The sequence below is a fragment of the Romboutsia sp. D33t1_170424_H2 genome (assembly GCF_015669105.1).
In the GTDB taxonomy this organism is placed as follows: Bacteria; Bacillota; Clostridia; order Peptostreptococcales; family Peptostreptococcaceae; genus Romboutsia_C; species Romboutsia_C hominis.
The window spans coordinates 208,532-224,818 of the sequence record NZ_JADOZQ010000004.1; the positions used below are offsets into that span (position 1 = coordinate 208,532).

At 26.6% G+C, this 16,287-nt stretch carries 18 protein-coding genes and 2 riboswitches; of the genes, 4 read left to right on the plus strand and 14 right to left on the minus strand.

What is annotated here, in order from left to right:
• Nucleotides 1-182: 182 nt before the first annotated feature.
• Nucleotides 183-803, minus strand: a complete 621-nt coding sequence (locus I4U66_RS07090; RefSeq protein ID WP_195928652.1) for a DUF4397 domain-containing protein — start codon at nucleotides 801-803, stop codon at nucleotides 183-185.
• 170 nt (nucleotides 804-973) lie between these two features.
• Between I4U66_RS07090 and I4U66_RS07095 the strand changes: the two genes are divergently transcribed.
• Nucleotides 974-1,816, plus strand: a complete 843-nt coding sequence (locus I4U66_RS07095; RefSeq protein WP_195581602.1) for a carbon-nitrogen hydrolase family protein — start codon at nucleotides 974-976, stop codon at nucleotides 1,814-1,816.
• 40 nt (nucleotides 1,817-1,856) lie between these two features.
• Here I4U66_RS07095 and I4U66_RS07100 read toward each other — a convergent pair whose 3' ends face one another.
• The 7 genes from I4U66_RS07100 to I4U66_RS07130 form a co-directional block, all read right to left on the minus strand.
• Nucleotides 1,857-2,363 (minus strand): hypothetical protein, encoded by a 507-nt coding sequence (locus I4U66_RS07100; protein WP_166505630.1) that lies wholly within the window; start codon nucleotides 2,361-2,363, stop codon nucleotides 1,857-1,859.
• Between the two features lie 218 nt (nucleotides 2,364-2,581).
• Nucleotides 2,582-2,818 (minus strand): YgjV family protein, encoded by a 237-nt coding sequence (locus I4U66_RS07105; RefSeq protein ID WP_166505631.1) that lies wholly within the window; start codon nucleotides 2,816-2,818, stop codon nucleotides 2,582-2,584.
• Between the two features lie 58 nt (nucleotides 2,819-2,876).
• Entirely contained in the window at nucleotides 2,877-3,335 is a 459-nt protein-coding gene (locus tag I4U66_RS07110) for a L,D-transpeptidase family protein (RefSeq protein WP_092925198.1), read from the minus strand.
• A 232-nt stretch (nucleotides 3,336-3,567) separates the two neighbouring features.
• Nucleotides 3,568-3,711: a hypothetical protein gene (locus tag I4U66_RS07115; RefSeq protein ID WP_166505632.1), complete on the minus strand. Its 144-nt coding sequence runs from the start codon at nucleotides 3,709-3,711 to the stop codon at nucleotides 3,568-3,570.
• Nucleotides 3,712-3,768: 57 nt separating this feature from the next.
• Nucleotides 3,769-5,088, minus strand: a complete 1,320-nt coding sequence (locus I4U66_RS07120; protein WP_092925196.1) for a Na+/H+ antiporter NhaC family protein — start codon at nucleotides 5,086-5,088, stop codon at nucleotides 3,769-3,771.
• Between the two features lie 120 nt (nucleotides 5,089-5,208).
• Nucleotides 5,209-5,307: riboswitch (SAM riboswitch) on the minus strand.
• Between the two features lie 181 nt (nucleotides 5,308-5,488).
• A complete protein-coding gene (locus tag I4U66_RS07125; protein WP_092925194.1) occupies nucleotides 5,489-5,824 on the minus strand; it encodes a hypothetical protein in 336 nt (111 codons plus the stop codon).
• A 20-nt stretch (nucleotides 5,825-5,844) separates the two neighbouring features.
• Nucleotides 5,845-6,213 (minus strand): YtxH domain-containing protein, encoded by a 369-nt coding sequence (locus I4U66_RS07130; protein ID WP_240275736.1) that lies wholly within the window; start codon nucleotides 6,211-6,213, stop codon nucleotides 5,845-5,847.
• A 221-nt stretch (nucleotides 6,214-6,434) separates the two neighbouring features.
• Between I4U66_RS07130 and I4U66_RS07135 the strand changes: the two genes are divergently transcribed.
• A complete protein-coding gene (locus I4U66_RS07135) occupies nucleotides 6,435-6,983 on the plus strand; it encodes a hypothetical protein (RefSeq protein ID WP_195928653.1) in 549 nt (182 codons plus the stop codon).
• 170 nt (nucleotides 6,984-7,153) lie between these two features.
• Here I4U66_RS07135 and I4U66_RS07140 read toward each other — a convergent pair whose 3' ends face one another.
• The 5 genes from I4U66_RS07140 to nrdE all read right to left on the minus strand — a co-directional run bounded on the left by I4U66_RS07140 (nucleotide 7,154) and on the right by nrdE (nucleotide 12,050).
• The gene (locus tag I4U66_RS07140; RefSeq protein WP_092925188.1) at nucleotides 7,154-7,690 is read right to left on the minus strand and encodes a deoxycytidylate deaminase; all 537 of its coding nucleotides are present in this window, start codon (nucleotides 7,688-7,690) and stop codon (nucleotides 7,154-7,156) included.
• A gap of 371 nt (nucleotides 7,691-8,061) precedes the next feature.
• Nucleotides 8,062-8,433, minus strand: a complete 372-nt coding sequence (locus I4U66_RS07145; protein ID WP_092925186.1) for a hypothetical protein — start codon at nucleotides 8,431-8,433, stop codon at nucleotides 8,062-8,064.
• Between the two features lie 257 nt (nucleotides 8,434-8,690).
• A complete protein-coding gene (locus I4U66_RS14940; protein WP_330615410.1) occupies nucleotides 8,691-8,819 on the minus strand; it encodes a small, acid-soluble spore protein, alpha/beta type in 129 nt (42 codons plus the stop codon).
• A gap of 148 nt (nucleotides 8,820-8,967) precedes the next feature.
• A complete protein-coding gene (gene nrdF, locus I4U66_RS07155; protein ID WP_166505635.1) occupies nucleotides 8,968-9,939 on the minus strand; it encodes a class 1b ribonucleoside-diphosphate reductase subunit beta in 972 nt (323 codons plus the stop codon).
• An 11-nt stretch (nucleotides 9,940-9,950) separates the two neighbouring features.
• The gene (gene nrdE / locus I4U66_RS07160) at nucleotides 9,951-12,050 is read right to left on the minus strand and encodes a class 1b ribonucleoside-diphosphate reductase subunit alpha (RefSeq protein WP_195581604.1); all 2,100 of its coding nucleotides are present in this window, start codon (nucleotides 12,048-12,050) and stop codon (nucleotides 9,951-9,953) included.
• Between the two features lie 377 nt (nucleotides 12,051-12,427).
• Nucleotides 12,428-12,530, plus strand: a riboswitch (TPP riboswitch).
• Nucleotides 12,531-12,640: 110 nt separating this feature from the next.
• Here nrdE and thiC point away from each other — a divergent pair.
• Both thiC and I4U66_RS07170 read left to right on the plus strand, forming a co-directional pair.
• Complete coding sequence (gene thiC / locus I4U66_RS07165) at nucleotides 12,641-13,954, plus strand: phosphomethylpyrimidine synthase ThiC (protein WP_092925177.1); 1,314 nt, start codon at nucleotides 12,641-12,643, stop codon at nucleotides 13,952-13,954.
• A gap of 138 nt (nucleotides 13,955-14,092) precedes the next feature.
• Nucleotides 14,093-15,049 (plus strand): calcium/sodium antiporter, encoded by a 957-nt coding sequence (locus I4U66_RS07170; protein ID WP_092925175.1) that lies wholly within the window; start codon nucleotides 14,093-14,095, stop codon nucleotides 15,047-15,049.
• 36 nt (nucleotides 15,050-15,085) lie between these two features.
• Here the strand turns inward: I4U66_RS07170 and I4U66_RS07175 are convergent, their stop codons facing one another.
• Complete coding sequence (locus I4U66_RS07175) at nucleotides 15,086-16,255, minus strand: MFS transporter (protein ID WP_166505637.1); 1,170 nt, start codon at nucleotides 16,253-16,255, stop codon at nucleotides 15,086-15,088.
• Between the last annotated feature and the right edge of the window lie 32 nt (nucleotides 16,256-16,287).

The window sequence follows — 16,287 nt, forward strand, 5'->3', positions numbered from 1 at the left end:
GTTATTTATTATTTTTTTGTAGATTATATTTTTATTTTGATATTATTTATTATATTTTTTATTACTAAATTTATTCTATCAATTATAAATTAAGCATACCATTAAATATAAGAAAAGCATACCATTAAACTGTTAATATGTTCAAAGGTATGCTTCTCTTATATTTTAGTATTTAATATAAATTAAGCTTCTTTACATAAATAAGTATTCCCATCAACTGATTGTATAACACCTAAACTACCTAATTGACCAATTGCATATATAGTATATATTCTATCTGGATTTAATTTAACCCTTAACGGAAAAACTACATCTTTACTTTCACTTACTACTAATTTTACATTATACGTTCCTGGGTTTACATCTACATAACTAGTTCCCTCTCTAAATCCGATATCTTCAAAGAATGTCTCTCCATTTACTAGTATATCTACTGCTGGTGCATTTGGTGAAAAATGTATAACTCTAAATGTAGAATATTCGCTTGATGGTTGTTTTTCTGAATAGTCTTTTATAACTAATAAAGATAAATCCCCTATATTCCCTGTCACTGCTACGGTATACATTTGCCCTTCATCTACTTCAAGCATTTGATTTATAACTGGATTTTCAGTAGTTCCAGATAAGTATATACCTACTGTATGTTCTCCTTCTTCTAACTCTACATACTCTGTAAATTCCATAAAATCTAATCCGCTAAATACAAGTGCCCCATCAATATAAATGTCTACTTTACCGATTTGTGGAGCGGCCTGAAATACTCTAACTAAAGATTTTCCTTCTTTTATTTGTAAACAATCCATTTTAAATCCCCCTTGATGACAATGTTCATTCTTTATATAATATGTGTCCATTATTTTATTTGTTACTTTATAAGTTGATTTCATATATTTTCATTTTTTTAATGCAATGTTTGTATAGATAAACTACTATTAAAATATAAATATCTTATACTAGATTTAATTAAATTGAGGTGATTTTTATAAAAACTTTAGTTATACAAATAGATGTTAATTCTAATAAATTAAAGAATATATCCACTATAGAGAGATATATAAATTTAGCCATTAATAAATCTAAAATAGATTTAGTTATACTTCCAGAAATGTTTTGCTGCCCTTATGATAATAAGAATTTTCCTGTTTATTGTGAGGTAGAAGGAGGAAATCTTTATAATATTTTATCTGATATAGCTAAAAAATATAATATATATTTGGTAGCTGGATCCATTCCTGAAAAAGATAATAGTAAAATATATAATACTTCTTATGTTTTTGATCGATGTGGAAATAAGATAGCAAAACATAGAAAAATACATCTATTTGATATTTCTATAGATGCTGGCCAAAAATTTTTAGAATCTGATACATTATCATCTGGAAATGATGTTACAGTATTTGATACTGAATTTGGAAAAATTGGTCTTTGTATTTGCTATGATTTTAGATTTTTTGAGATATGCAAAATAATGGTTGATAAAGGCGCTAAGGCTATAATAGTTCCTGCATCATTCAACATGACTACAGGACCTATTCATTGGGAGCTACTATTTAAATCTAGAGCTGTTGATAATCAAGTTTATACAATAGGATGTTCTTCTTCCCGAAACAATAATTCTTCTTATATATCTTATGGAAACTCTATTTTAGTTTCTCCATTTGGGGAAGTATTAAATAGATTAGATGAAAAAGAGGGCTACTTTATAGCAGATATCGACTTTTCATATGTTGAAAAAATAAGAAATCAACTACCTTTATTAAAGCATCGTAGAAATGATTTGTATAATGTATCATATACAGATAATTCTAAAGTATAAATTTATTTTAATATATTATCTTAGTTTAATTTATTTGTAATTATTGAACTAAGTTTTTAGCTTTGTCAAAATCTAATACATAGTTAATAATAGATATCAACTTACTCCCTACTTCTATATCTTCATCACTTGCTAACCTTATATATATTCTTAACTCTTCCCAAAGCTTTTCTTTACCTAGATCTTCATTGCTTATATTATGAAGATCTCTTATTACTTCTATAATATTTATTTTTTTACTTTTATTTAGTGTATCATGATTTTTAATATAATCTATTGAAGAATCTACTAATTTAGTTAATTCCTTTTTATATTCTCTTATACTTAATTCTTTTTTGTATCCTACTAATTCTTTCATTAATTTTTCTAAATCAGATTTTGAGTAATTCCATACTCTACCATCATATTTTTTTATATTTTCTATACATGAATTATATTTATCTATTAGTTCTTCTAATCCTATAACTATTTCTAAATAGTTATTTTCTTCAATTAAGTTTTTACATCTATTTATATCCTTATCAATCTCTCTTATTGTTTTATTCACATTTAGTCCTCTTTTCTATTTTAATTATAATTTTTATTATTATATATAATATATCAATTTACTTAGTTAATAAACATATTTTATCTCACTATTGTTATTTGAAATATTATACCTTTTTAATATTTTAGTTTATCTAATCTATTAATATAGAAAATATTTACTTTTAACAAAAAATAGCATAGATAAAATATCTACGCTATTAAATAATATTTTGTAATTTAATTTTTTTCTTTATATTTATAAATATTATATAAATTATATATATTTATAATAATTATAAGCGCATTAGATATGGCAACAGGATATGCTTTTACATATAATCCGTAAACTACAAATAAAAAACATCCTATAGAATTTATAATTCTAAGCTTTACTATAGATGTCATCGTTAATGATATAACTATAAATAAGGATGCTGAATATCCAATCCATTCAATAGGGTCAAAGCTAATCATAAAATTATCTCCTTTTTATTTCTTATAACTATTATTTGATATTTATATTTTTATATAACTATTTTATTATTATAGTAGTATTAATAGGTATATTATCATACATCCATCTAGCATTTTCTGTAGCTAATCTTATACATCCCATACTTATAGCTACTCCAAGTCTATCATCTATTACATAAAGTCCCTTAGGATCATATAGTATTGAGTGGTAATAGTAATCATCTACTATATTCATTGCATATTTTGCTGAACTTTTTTCTCCCCCTATAGCAGGATACTTTATACCTGACTTAAATATACCCTTTATTGTAGGAGTTGAGCTTTTTCCTACAGTGCTACTCCAAACGTGCAGTACCTTAAATCTATAATCTACTTTTTTTAATATATAGGTAAGTTTATCTTTAGTAGATGTAATTATAATATAGCCTGTATCACTTTTTATATGATTCTCATTTACAAACTCTTCCATATTTTTATCAAATTTGCTGTAATCTATCTGTCTATAGTATCTATTCATAAATAATATTTCACCTTCTCATAATAATATTTATTATAATTATGCTAATTATAAACTTTATGTGATATTTCAGTTAATTTAACTATTATTGTACGAATGTAAAAATATTAAGTTTATTTTTTACACTCGCTAAACTGATTGGTATTACTTAACTGTAATAATTATCTACTAATTTTTGAAATATCATAATTTCCTTAAGCGTAAAAAAAGTGAAGTTTTAAAACTTCACTTTTTAAGTATTATTATGTTTCATATACTTATATGATTTAACTATACATCGAGCTTGATTTATAGTATATATTGATATTTCATAGGATGATGTTATTATAAAAGTCGATACTACTCCTACTAAGAAATCATAGTCACCTAATGCCATAATCTCCTCCAGTATTGCTTTTATTATATTATATGAAACTAAAATTTTATAGTTACATTAAGCTACTTCTTTTTTCCTTTTATTAACTTTATTTAAGTTTGGAATACCAAATGTTATAGCTATTATTCCACAAGCTAACATTAACCAAGGATAATGTAGATATTTAATTAATTCAACAGGAGATATTCCTACCATCCCTGCAGCTGTTAATACTTGTGCACCATATGGAACTATGCCTTGCCAACAAGATGAGAATATATCTAATATACTTGCAGTTTTTCTATTATCTATATCAAATTTTGTAGCTATATCTTTTGCAAGTGGCCCTGCTGTTACTATTGCTATAGTGTTGTTTGCTGTACATAAATCTACTATACTTACTAATGCTGCTATACCAAACTCTGCACCTTTTTTAGTTTTTATTTTACTACTTATAAAATTAAGTATAAAGTCTATTCCACCATTTAATTTTATAAGTTCTACAAGTCCTCCGATTATTATAACAAGTAGACATAATTCATACATTCCTGATATACCACCTGATATAGCTTCTATAAATCCAAATAACCCAAATGAATTTGTAAATAATCCTATTGCACCTGCAAATACTACTCCAAAACTAAGTAAAACAAATACATTTACTCCACATAAAGCTCCTAATAACACTCCTAAATATGGTAAAACTTTTATAAAATCATATCTATAGCTTGTGCTACCACCTAAACTATACCCTGATGTTATAGTAGCTAATAATATAGCAGTTATAATAGCTGCTGGTAAAACTATTAAGAAATTTACTCTAAATTTATCTTTTAATTCACATCCTTGAGTTTTGGTTGCTGCTATTGTAGTGTCTGATATCATAGATAAATTATCTCCAAACATAGCTCCACCTACAACAGCTCCTATTACTAATGGTGCTGGTATTCCTGTTTTAGCTGCAATTCCTATGCCTATTGGCCCAAGTGCTGCTATTGTTCCCATTGATGTTCCCATAGATATAGATATAAAACATCCTATTACAAATAACCCTGATACTAAAAGATTAGGAGGAAGAATTGATAAACTTAAATTAACAGTTGAGTCAACACCTCCCATTGCCTTAGCTACACTTGAAAAAGAGCCTGCAAGTATAAATATCATAATCATAGATATTATATCTATATTACCTGCACCTTTACAAAATACTTCTATCTTTTCTCCTAAACTAACTTTTCTATTAAGAGAAAATCCTACTATAGTTGCGATTATAAATGCTACTATTGCTGGCATTTTATAAAAATCCCCAGTTATTACCCCGCTACCTAAAAATACTATTAAAAATACACCCAGTGGTAATAATCCTAATATACTACCTTTTTTTGCTTCTTCTTTCATAATATACCTCCCTTTATATTAAAACTTCTAAAGAGTATAATTTTAATTTATTTAAATATACCTGATATTTTTTAATAAAAAAAACCTGAGATAACTCAGGCTTTGACAGCAAAAATTATACTCTCATCTTTCAGCTTATGCTGCAGGATTTAGCACCCGTATAATAATACTGGTTGCTGGGCTTCGTCGGGCCAGTCCCTCCGCCACTCTTGATAAGAATTATTTAATTATTTATATAATAGTTAATTTTCACAATTTTGTCAATATTATTTTTTAATTATTCTAATAAATCTACTTATAAATTATATATATTAATTTTTTATACATCTTAATTTATTATGATATATTAGCAAATAAAAAAAGTCATAATTAAATTATGATTTAATTATGACTTTTATGACTATTTATTAATAAATACAGATTTTAATATATTTAATATTTCAGTAAATATCTCAACATTAGATTTTACATTTTCTTTAGCCACTACTATATCTGCTGTTACATCTGTTGCAACTTCCGCAACGTCTTTTACATTTTCACTAATATCGCTGATATTATCAACTAAATTAGGTAATTTACCTACTACTGTATGTATGTCATCAGAATTTGTTGATACCACTGTATTGATATTTTTAATAAATTCATTAATATTTTTTAAAGTTATTATTAAAAATATTAATGCACCTATACCTAATAATGCTAGTATTATATATATTACATTTAAATCTATGTACATAATGTTATTCTCCATAGCAATTATTCTTTATCCTTAGCTTCTTGTGGAGCTTGTAATAATTCTACAACATTAGTATCTACTACGTCTTCATTTTCTTTCTTTTTACTATCTAAATACTCTTTTATTCTTCTCTTAGATTCATTTACATTTGTAGTTAATTTTTCTTTTGTTTTGGCAGCCTTTTCACTTACATTTGTGTTTATATCTTTAGCTGTATTTTTTATATCTTCTCTAGTTTCTTTTCCTGACTTAGGAGCTAATAAAACCCCACCTAGTATTCCTGTTATAGCACCTGTTGCAACACCTAGTGTAGCTATTTTTATCTTTTTATTTCTTTCTTTTGCTTTTTTAGCTTTTTTCTTTTGTTCTATTTTTTTTGCTAAACTCATGCTCATCACTCCTATTGTTAATTTGTATTATACTATTTTTTACTATTTTTCTAATATTTCTAATACATATATACCCAAATTAGTAAGTTTTAAAACAAAATAATTTATTTTTCTATTTATTTTTTTATATTTCAGCTAAATTAAATTATATAAATTAAACTTACATTTTATTTATACGTATGCACATAATAATATAATAATTATGGAAGGTAGGAATTGCTATGAAACATAAAGATATTAAAAAATTTAGTATATTACTTTACATTATTTATATTTTATCTATAATATTTTTTCTATTTAACAAAGAATTTGGAAAAAGCGTAATTAGCTTAATTTCGCTTATAATTACTTTTGTGCTTACTAAAGCTTATTTAAAAAACTTAGCTATACTTGACTACCCATTGTACATAATTGGAAACATTTTTATATTATCTTCTTTTTTACTAGGTTCATGTTATGGACTTTACGATATAATCCCATTTTATGATGATTTTCTTCATTTTTGGTCTGGATTTATATCTGTTAAAATTGGATTTAATATACTAAAAAATATTAGTAGTAAAAATAATAAACTTTTAATATGTATGATTCTTTTCTTCTTTGCAATGGGCATATCAGCAATTTGTGAAATATGTGAATATTTACTAGATGTCTTATTTAAGATGAATACGCAATCTGGCGGTTTAAAAGATACCATGATAGATTTAATAGATGCTTCATGTGGTGCTTTTTTTATGATTGTATATTACTATAGAAAGTATTTAAGGTAAAATATTATATTAAACTCAACACTATTAAATATAAACAAAGCTACTTAACATATGTTAAGTAGCTTTGTTTATATTTAATATATCTTTTTACAGTAATCATTGTTGAATATAAATAAACAATGAATTATTATATATTTTTCTATAAAAGCTAAATTGTTTAGCCTAGCCTTTTAATAGCTCCTTGGCTTACTTAAGAATTCTTGAACACGTTTCTTCTCTTTCTCACGTTTAGCTTCTTGTTCTTCTTGCTCTTGTTTTAATGCATCTTCATATTTAATGTATTCTATTCCAGCTTCTTCAAATAGCTGCTGCCCTAAGCCTGTAGGATACTCTCCTTTAAATATTACTTTTTTTATTCCTGCTTGAATAATAGATATTGAGCAAAATACACAAGGTTGAGTAGTAGCATACAATGTAGCTCCTTCACAGCTTATTCCATGTTTAGCACATTGTATTATAGCATTTGCTTCAGCATGCCCAGCTCGACATAGTTCTAAGCCTTGTCCTGAAGGTATACCTCTTTTTTTTCTCTCGCAATAGCCAATATCTGAACAATGAATAGTTCCAGCAGGACTTCCATTATAACCTGTAGCTATAATTTGCTTTCCTTTTATAATTACAGCTCCTACTTGTCTTGAAACACACGTACTTCTAACTTTACTATCTTCGGCTATATCCATCGCCCACTCTGTAAATAATTTTCTCATATGATATGCTCCTTCTGTTCATTTATTATTTATAAATATCTTTATATGTCAAAATCCCTATAACCTTAGTTAAATCTAATCATTATACCCGCATCTATAATCTTATTTTTTATTTTCTTAAAATCATCTTAACTCACACGTCATTATTTTTTCAAGAGTTATTATAAATTTGTAATATTTAACTACTTATTTAACATAAATGTATATAATATATTTTTTTAGTAATAATATTACTATCCCTTTAATCATGCTCCTTAGTCATTAATTTTATATAGCTTTATTTTTCAGTTTATTATTAAAAAAAGACAGAAATAAATTCTGTCTTTTTTAATAATAGCCCTTAAGCATCTACTTAAAGGCATAATATATATTTATATAACATAAAGTTTTGAAATTATCTTATCATATTTACCTCTAGCCAAGCAAATACCACCTGCATACTTTATATATTCTTCTTCACTAAGTTTTCCTTCTTCAACTTCACTAAATCTATCAATAATATTAGAATTATCTAAAAAATCTTCTACACTTTCTAATATACAAATTAAATTTATCTTAAACCCATCTGAATTTAACTTTCTTTCTTGTTTTTCTTCTTTTAAATACACTACTTCATGTTCTTTGTCTAACGTAACCTTTACGAAATCTGAAAGCCTCTTTTCTGTTGGTAATAATACTGAATATTTTTCCATATCTAAAAATATTTCATACAATTCTTTTAGTCTTGCTAACTCTGAACTCATCCTTAATCTCCTTTATATAGCCTACCTATTAATCGTGGTTATACTTTGTACTTTCATTATAATTTCATCTACTTAATTCGTCAACTTTTTACACTAAAATGGTTTTAATTACTAAAAAAAGCATTGAGTTGTTTACTGACTTTCAACTCAATGCCTGTTAATTATTTATTTTTTTTATTATATTCTCTTAGTAGCTGTTCTTCACCCATTTCTACTAATCTTCTACTCATCACACCACCTAAGTTTCCACCTATATGTCAATTTTTATATGATGTATCATTAGATCCATCTATATGACTATTTGATATTCCTAGTTCATTTGCTATTTCTAGTTTCATTTGATTTAGAGCTTGTTTAGCATTACTTATTGCTGGTTTTTTAGACATTTTAATACCTCCTTAAACTTTCTTATATATTTTTATCAAATTTAAATGATATTATTATTTATTTTTGATTTATAAGATTATTAAAATGCTTTTACCTAATATAAAACATTAAACTAAAAAATCACTTGGTTTTATCCAAGTGATTTTTTTATATTAAGAAATCTTCATCTTTTAATTCTTCATATACACCTTTTTGATATCCATTACCTTTAGTCGAGAAAAAGTCGTGATTTTTGGTTTCTGTACTTAGTCCATTTAGTACTATTGGGTTTATTTCACTTACTTTATAGTATTCATTAAACCCTAAATTCTCTAATGCCCTATTAGCATTGTATTTTAAGAAATTTATAACTTCACTTTCAAGACCGCTATCTTTGTATATAGTGTTTGTATAGTTTATTTCATTTTCCATTAAATCTTCAAGTATTTTGTACATTCTATCTTTTAATTCTTCTTTTTTAGCTTCTTCAAACTTTTCATATATTTCTTGAGAAAGAAGTCCTATATACTTTCCATGTAGTGATTCATCTCTAAGTATAAGAGATATTATTTCTCCACTTGCAACCATTTTACCTTGGCCTGCTAGATATAGTGGATAGAAAAAACCTGAGTAGAATAAAAAGCTTTCTAAGAATACACTTGTTACCATAGATAAATATAAACTTTCTTCATCTTTTGTATTTTTATATTGGGCTAGTACTAAGTCCGCCTTTTTCTGAAGTGTTTCTTCACTTTCTATCCATTTAAATAATTCTTCAATTTCATCATTAGAAAGCAGTGTCATAAATATAGATGAGTAACTTTTAGCATGTATTTCTTCCATAGTTCCCATAAATGATAATACTGCTTTTCTTTGAAGGTTATCTGTAAGGCTCATCATAGATGGTACCCCATCATTTCCTTGCTTAGTGTCTAGTAATGTAAGTCCACCTAATACTTTTTTATATAATTCTTTTTCTTTTTCATTTAATTCATTAAATACTTTTAAATCTTTTGAAACTGATATTTCCTCTGGTAACCAAAATTGTTTTACATTTTGTTCCCAAAAGGCTTGAGTAAATCCATCATCTTCTTTATTCCAGTTTACTGCTTTGTGTATTTTTTCTAATTTAAATGTCATAGTACTCCCCCTTATACTGAACACATAAGACACTCATTGTTGTCTCTAGTCATTTTAGTTCTTGTGTAGTAAAGACTTTTTAGTCCTTTTTTGTAAGCATATATATATAATCTAGCTATATCTCTAGTTGTTTTATCATCTGTTACAAATAATGTTGTTGATATACCTTGGTCAACATGATTTTGGACTGTTGAAACTATATCTATAACTTTTCTCATATCCATTCTATATGCAGATTGGTAATAAAGCATGTTTTCATTAGTTAAAAAGGGCATAGGATATATAGTTGTAGAATCACCATATGTTCTAACTTCAACCGGCTCTGTAATTGGCATTATACTTGATGTTGCATTTTGAACATAACTAATACTTTGAGTTGGTGCTATTGCTGTTAAGTATGCATTATATAATCCATGTACTTTTACTTCATCTAATAAAGCTTCCCATTCTTTAGTTGTAGGTATATGTATACCTTCAAACAATTTTTTTACTTTATCTGTCTTAGGTAAGTATGAATTTTTATAATATTTTTTTAATACATTACTATCTTTTCCTTTTGCATATTCTGATTTTTCAAACCCAACAAATGTTTTATTTCTCTCTTTAGCTATATTCATAGATGACTTTATAGCAAAATGTCTAACCATTGCAAAAAATACATTACAAAAGTCTATTGCTTCTTCTGATGTATAAAGTATATTTTCTCTCACTAAGTATCCATGTAAATTCATAGCACCAAGACCTACTGCATGTGACGAATCATTTCCATTTTTGATTGTTGGCACTTCATTTATACTAGTGTTATCAGAAACAAAAGTTAATGCTCTTATTGCAGTATCAATTGAATTTTCTATATCTTTATTATCCATTACATTAGCAATGTTTAAAGAACCTAAATTGCAACTTATATCTTGTCCCCATATATTTTCTCCAGCATATCCTTTTATATTTGATGGTGTTTGATATTGAAATATTTCACAACATAAATTAGACATTTTGATTTTACCAACGTCTTTTAGTATATGTTCTCTATTTGCAGTATCTAAAAATACAACATATGGGTATCCACTTTCTTGTTGCATCTGTGCTATCTTTGTTAGCATTTTTCTAGGATTTATTTCTTTTTTTCGTATATCTTCATCATTTTTTAAAATATCATACCATTTTTCCATATCCATCTCATCAAGATTTATATTATATTTTTTATAAACAGAATGAGGATAAAATGCATAAGCCACCTCATTTTTCTCTGCCAATTCCATAAATTTATCTGGTATTAATGCCCCTAAAGATAATGATGCTAATCTTATTTTTTCATCTGCATTTATCTTTTTGGTATCCATAAGTAATTCAAAATCTGGATGAAATACACTTAAATATACAGCCCCGGCACCTTGTCTTGCACCCATTTGGTTAAAGTAGGTAAATGACTGTTCTAGCATTTTAGCAACTCCTACCACACCGCCTGCTGCTCCTTCTATGTCTTTAATAGGGTCTCCTGAAGCTCTTAACCTTGATAGATTAAGTGCTACCCCACCACCTATTTTAGACAAATGATTTGCTGATGAAATTGCATATGATATACCTTCTGTACTATCTTCTATAGATATCAAAAAGCACGATACCATTTCTCCTGCTCTAGCTCTACCTGCATTTAAAAATGTAGGTGTTGCTGGTTGAAATTCTTGTTTTACTAGTTTCTCTGCTAATTTTCTTACTAAATTTTTATCACCATTTCCAAGTGCTAAAGATACTATAAGAACTTTATCATTATAGCTTTCTAATATTTCTTTATTGTCATTAGTCTTAAGTGCATAGTTTTGATAAAACTTATTTGCACTCATATATGAATTAAATTTAAATCCATAATTTTTTATGATTCTTTCTATTTCTTTTATAAAGTCTATATCATATCTTTCTATTACTTCTTTAGAATAGTAATTATTATCTATTAAATATGATAGCCTTTCTTCAAGACTATTAAATACCTTTGTTCTAGGTTTTATATATTCATTTATATAACTGTATAATGCTTCTTTATCTTTTTCTAATTGATATTTTCCTTCTTTATTTTTTATTATGACTTGATTATTTAGTTCTATCCAGTTCATTTTTCCCACCTTTTATTTAATGTTTTACTAATCATTATCTACCACTTATAGATATAATATTTAAACCAAATACTATATATTGTATATACACCAATAAAAGTATTCTTAATCTATTATTATATTTTATTTTTTTTATTCTTTTTAATATATAGTTTTTTCAACACATAAGGCATTGATAATTTTTTATAATTGCTTTTTTTATTTACAAATAATATTCATTATGATATTCTTAAGTTAAGTGGGAACTTATATTTTATATAAGTATTACGCTAGCCCAAATAAAGGCACTTATCTTTTGATAGGTGCCTTTCCGTTTTTATAAGTACAAAAAATTTCTTTACAATACATAAATAAAGAACTACAATGTTTTTGAAAAGATATCTAACTAGGGGTGCCTTTTAGGCTGAGAAATGATAAATTCATTAACCCTTCGAACCTGATGTAGTTTATACTACCGTAGGAAAGTTACTTTTGTGTTTATTAATAGCTATAAAACAAATATAGTCTATTTATTAATACATATTTTGAGAAGCTTTGCCTTATGGTAAGGCTTTTTTTATTTATTAAAATATAATAAGGGGGATTTTAATATGATGTATACTACTCAAATGGATGCTGCTAAAAAGGGGATAATTACTAAAGAAATGGAAATAGTAGCAAAAAAAGAAAATATGGATGTTAATATTTTGAGAGAGCTAATATCTAAAGGTAAAGTAGCAATACCTGCTAATAAAAATCATAAATCTTTAAATCCTGAAGGTGTAGGCGAAAATCTAAGAACCAAAATAAATGTAAATTTAGGTATATCAAAAGATTGTTGTGATATTGATGAAGAGATGAAAAAGGTTAATTTGGCATTAGATATGAAAGCCGAAGCTATAATGGATTTAAGTTCTTTTGGTAAAACCAAAGAATTTAGAAAAAAACTTATATCATCTTCTAATGCTATGATAGGAACTGTTCCTATATACGATGCTGTTGGTTTTTACGATAAAGAATTAAAAGATATAACTGCTAAAGAATTTTTAGATGTAGTAAGAAATCATGCAAATGATGGTGTAGACTTCGTTACTGTACATGCTGGTATAAACAAAGAAACTGCATCTGTTTTTAAAAGAAACAAAAGACTTACTAATATAGTATCTAGAGGCGGTTCTTTAATGTATGCTTGGATGGAGCTTAACCAACGTGAGAACCCTTTTTATGAATACTTTGATGAATTACTTGATATATGCGAAGAATATGACTTAACATTAAGCCTTGGAGATGCTCTAAGACCTGGGTCTATAAATGACTCTTCAGATGCTTGTCAAATAAAAGAATTAATGATATTAGGTGAACTTACTCTAAGAGCGTGGAAACGAAATGTTCAAGTAATAATAGAAGGTCCTGGACATATGTCATTAGATGAAATTGAGTCTAATATGTTACTTGAAAAGAAACTTTGTCATGGTGCACCATTTTATGTGCTAGGTCCTATAGTTACAGATATAGCCCCTGGATATGATCATATAACAAGTGCTATTGGAGGTGCCTTAGCTGCTAGTTATGGAGCTGACTTTTTATGTTATGTAACCCCAGCAGAACATTTAAGACTACCTAACTTAGATGATGTTAAAGAAGGTATTATAGCTACTAAAATAGCTGCTCATGCTGCAGATATCGCAAAGAAAATTCCTAAATCTAGAGATATAGATAATCAAATGAGTAAAGCTAGACAAGAACTTGATTGGGAAAAAATGTTTGAACTTGCTATTGACCCACAAAAAGCTAGAAGATATAGAAAAGAGTCAACTCCTAAACATGATGATAGCTGTACAATGTGCGGTAAGATGTGTTCTATGAGAAATATGAATAAAATAATGAGTGGTAAAGACTTAAATTTATTAAGAGCAGATAATTAGTTACATACTTAATTTAATATTATAAATATCTATTATATTCTTTGCATAACTAAGTTTCATCATATTTTAATGATTTACAAAAGAATACATAAAGTGGTATACTGTCCTTTATAAATATATATTTTTGGAGGAATATTAATGGCATTTATAATATTAATATTAGGTTTTATTTTCCTTATAAAGGGTGCTGACATATTTGTCGATGGTGCTGCTTCAATTGCTAGAAAATTTAATGTTCCAGCTATGGTTATAGGTCTTACTATAGTAGCTATGGGTACATCTGCACCTGAAGCCGCAGTAAGTATTACATCTTCATTAGCAGGACAAAATGATATGAGTGTTGCTAACATCGTAGGCTCTAACTTTTTTAACATACTTGTAGTGTTAGGTGTATCTGCAATAATTGCAAAGTTACCAGTTCAAAAAGATACTATAAAAAAAGATACTCCATTTTTAATAGGTATAAGCTTTATGTTGTTACTATTTTCACTTGATTTACATATAAATAGATTTGAAGGTATTTTTTTCTTATTAGTATTTGCCTACTTCTTAATAAATACTGTAAAAAGTGCTAAAAACTCTAATAATGAAGAAGACTTATCTGGTGGTGAAAGTGCTATAGCTATAGAAGCTGAAGTAAGTGAAGATGTTCCCATGTTTAAAACAATTATATTAAGTTTAATTGGTATAGCAGGAATTATTGTTGGTGGAGATATGGTTGTTGATTCTGCCACGACTATTGCAACATCATTTGGTATGAGTGCAAACTTAGTTGGACTTACAATAGTTGCAGTTGGTACTTCACTTCCTGAATTTGTTACTTCTATTATGGCTATAAAAAAGGGTGAAACTGAAATAGCTATAGGTAATGTAATAGGCTCAAACGTATTTAATATACTTTTAGTTTTAGGTTTAGCTACAACTATAAGTCCGATATCTATAAGTACATTTGCTCTTATAGATATAATATTTATGACATTTATAACAGTTTTACTTTATATCTTTATGAAAAAAGATAATTGTCTTGTAAAAAAACAAGGTTTTATATTAATAGCTTTATATATAGTATATATGATATATACTATAGTTAGGTAATCTAAAAAAGGAAGAACATAATTATGTTCTTCCTTTTTATTCGCTTATTATATTTGTATTATTTATATTCTTATATTCTAATTTATTTATTGCAAATATAATTCCAAAACTTATGATAGAAATTATTATTGAGCATATAAATATGGCTTTCATTCCATATAAGTCTATTATATTTCCATATATAAGTTTTATAACTGATGACCCAATTCCTATACAAAAAGTGTATATAGTCATGGCTGTAGTGTATAATTTTTTTTCTACTACGTTTCCTATAAAGTCAAAAACAGTTATAGTCATTATAGCTATTGCTACACCATGAGAAGCTGATGCTAATATAAATAATGCTATATTATTTGTAAATGTATATATTATCCATCTAATAAAAAGTGCAATTGCACTTACAGTAATCATTTTTGTATTTCCATATTTTTTTAAAAGATCTTTGGTCTTAACCATAAAATAAAGTTCTGGAGCTACCATAAACACAGTCAACATTCCTACAAGTTCCTTGCCTGCTCCTAAGTTTAATAAATGTATACCTTGGTAGGCGCTTACCCCATCACTTAAGGCAACAATACTTATACTTGCTAAAAGTATTAACACATATTGTTTATTAGTAAATAATTTTTTTATATCTACTTTTAAATTTAACTTTTCTTTAGACTCCATTTCTTTAGGTGTATTTAAATATGGAGTTATAAATAAACATAGTAGCATACTAAACATAAACATGTAGAAAAATGCCAAATCATTTCCTGTTAAATTCATTATATGACCACAAATAAAAGCAGATAGTGCATATCCTATAGAACCTAATACCCTTACTTTTCCATAATTTTTATTTTGTTCTTTACAATATGAAGTTGTTATAGTATCTGCAAGTGGCAATAATGAATTTCTAAACATTTCAAAAAATATCGCTACTATAAATATCGGTATAAAAGACGTTGTTTTTGAATATAAATATCCCAGTAAAAATGCTACTAATACATTTATCCATAATATAAGCTTTTGTTTTTTTATAATATCACTTATAATCCCCCATATAGGTACAAGTGCTATACCAATTATAGATGGTATTGATACTATAATCCCTATTTGCGATGGACTAAAGTTTAATGTTTTTTCTAAGTATACAGGTAAATAAGTCATAAATGACCCCAATCCTATAAACATACATAAGTATTTTATATAAAATTTAGACATAATATTCCTCCTCTTATAAGAATATACCATAA

Coding starts and splice junctions, on each gene's coding strand:
- I4U66_RS07090 (WP_195928652.1), bottom strand. CDS start 803: ATGGATTGTTTACAAATAAAAGAAGGAAAATCTTTAGTTAGAGTATTT.
- I4U66_RS07105 (WP_166505631.1), bottom strand. CDS start 2,818: ATGATTAGCTTTGACCCTATTGAATGGATTGGATATTCAGCATCCTTA.
- I4U66_RS07110 (WP_092925198.1), bottom strand. CDS start 3,335: ATGAATAGATACTATAGACAGATAGATTACAGCAAATTTGATAAAAAT.
- I4U66_RS07115 (WP_166505632.1), bottom strand. CDS start 3,711: ATGGCATTAGGTGACTATGATTTCTTAGTAGGAGTAGTATCGACTTTT.
- I4U66_RS07120 (WP_092925196.1), bottom strand. CDS start 5,088: ATGAAAGAAGAAGCAAAAAAAGGTAGTATATTAGGATTATTACCACTG.
- I4U66_RS07125 (WP_092925194.1), bottom strand. CDS start 5,824: ATGTACATAGATTTAAATGTAATATATATAATACTAGCATTATTAGGT.
- I4U66_RS07130 (WP_240275736.1), bottom strand. CDS start 6,213: ATGAGTTTAGCAAAAAAAATAGAACAAAAGAAAAAAGCTAAAAAAGCA.
- I4U66_RS07135 (WP_195928653.1), top strand. CDS start 6,435: ATGAAACATAAAGATATTAAAAAATTTAGTATATTACTTTACATTATT.
- I4U66_RS07140 (WP_092925188.1), bottom strand. CDS start 7,690: ATGAGAAAATTATTTACAGAGTGGGCGATGGATATAGCCGAAGATAGT.
- I4U66_RS07145 (WP_092925186.1), bottom strand. CDS start 8,433: ATGAGTTCAGAGTTAGCAAGACTAAAAGAATTGTATGAAATATTTTTA.
- I4U66_RS14940 (WP_330615410.1), bottom strand. CDS start 8,819: ATGTCTAAAAAACCAGCAATAAGTAATGCTAAACAAGCTCTAAATCAA.
- nrdF (WP_166505635.1), bottom strand. CDS start 9,939: ATGACATTTAAATTAGAAAAAATACACAAAGCAGTAAACTGGAATAAA.
- nrdE (WP_195581604.1), bottom strand. CDS start 12,050: ATGAACTGGATAGAACTAAATAATCAAGTCATAATAAAAAATAAAGAA.
- thiC (WP_092925177.1), top strand. CDS start 12,641: ATGATGTATACTACTCAAATGGATGCTGCTAAAAAGGGGATAATTACT.
- I4U66_RS07170 (WP_092925175.1), top strand. CDS start 14,093: ATGGCATTTATAATATTAATATTAGGTTTTATTTTCCTTATAAAGGGT.
- I4U66_RS07175 (WP_166505637.1), bottom strand. CDS start 16,255: ATGTCTAAATTTTATATAAAATACTTATGTATGTTTATAGGATTGGGG.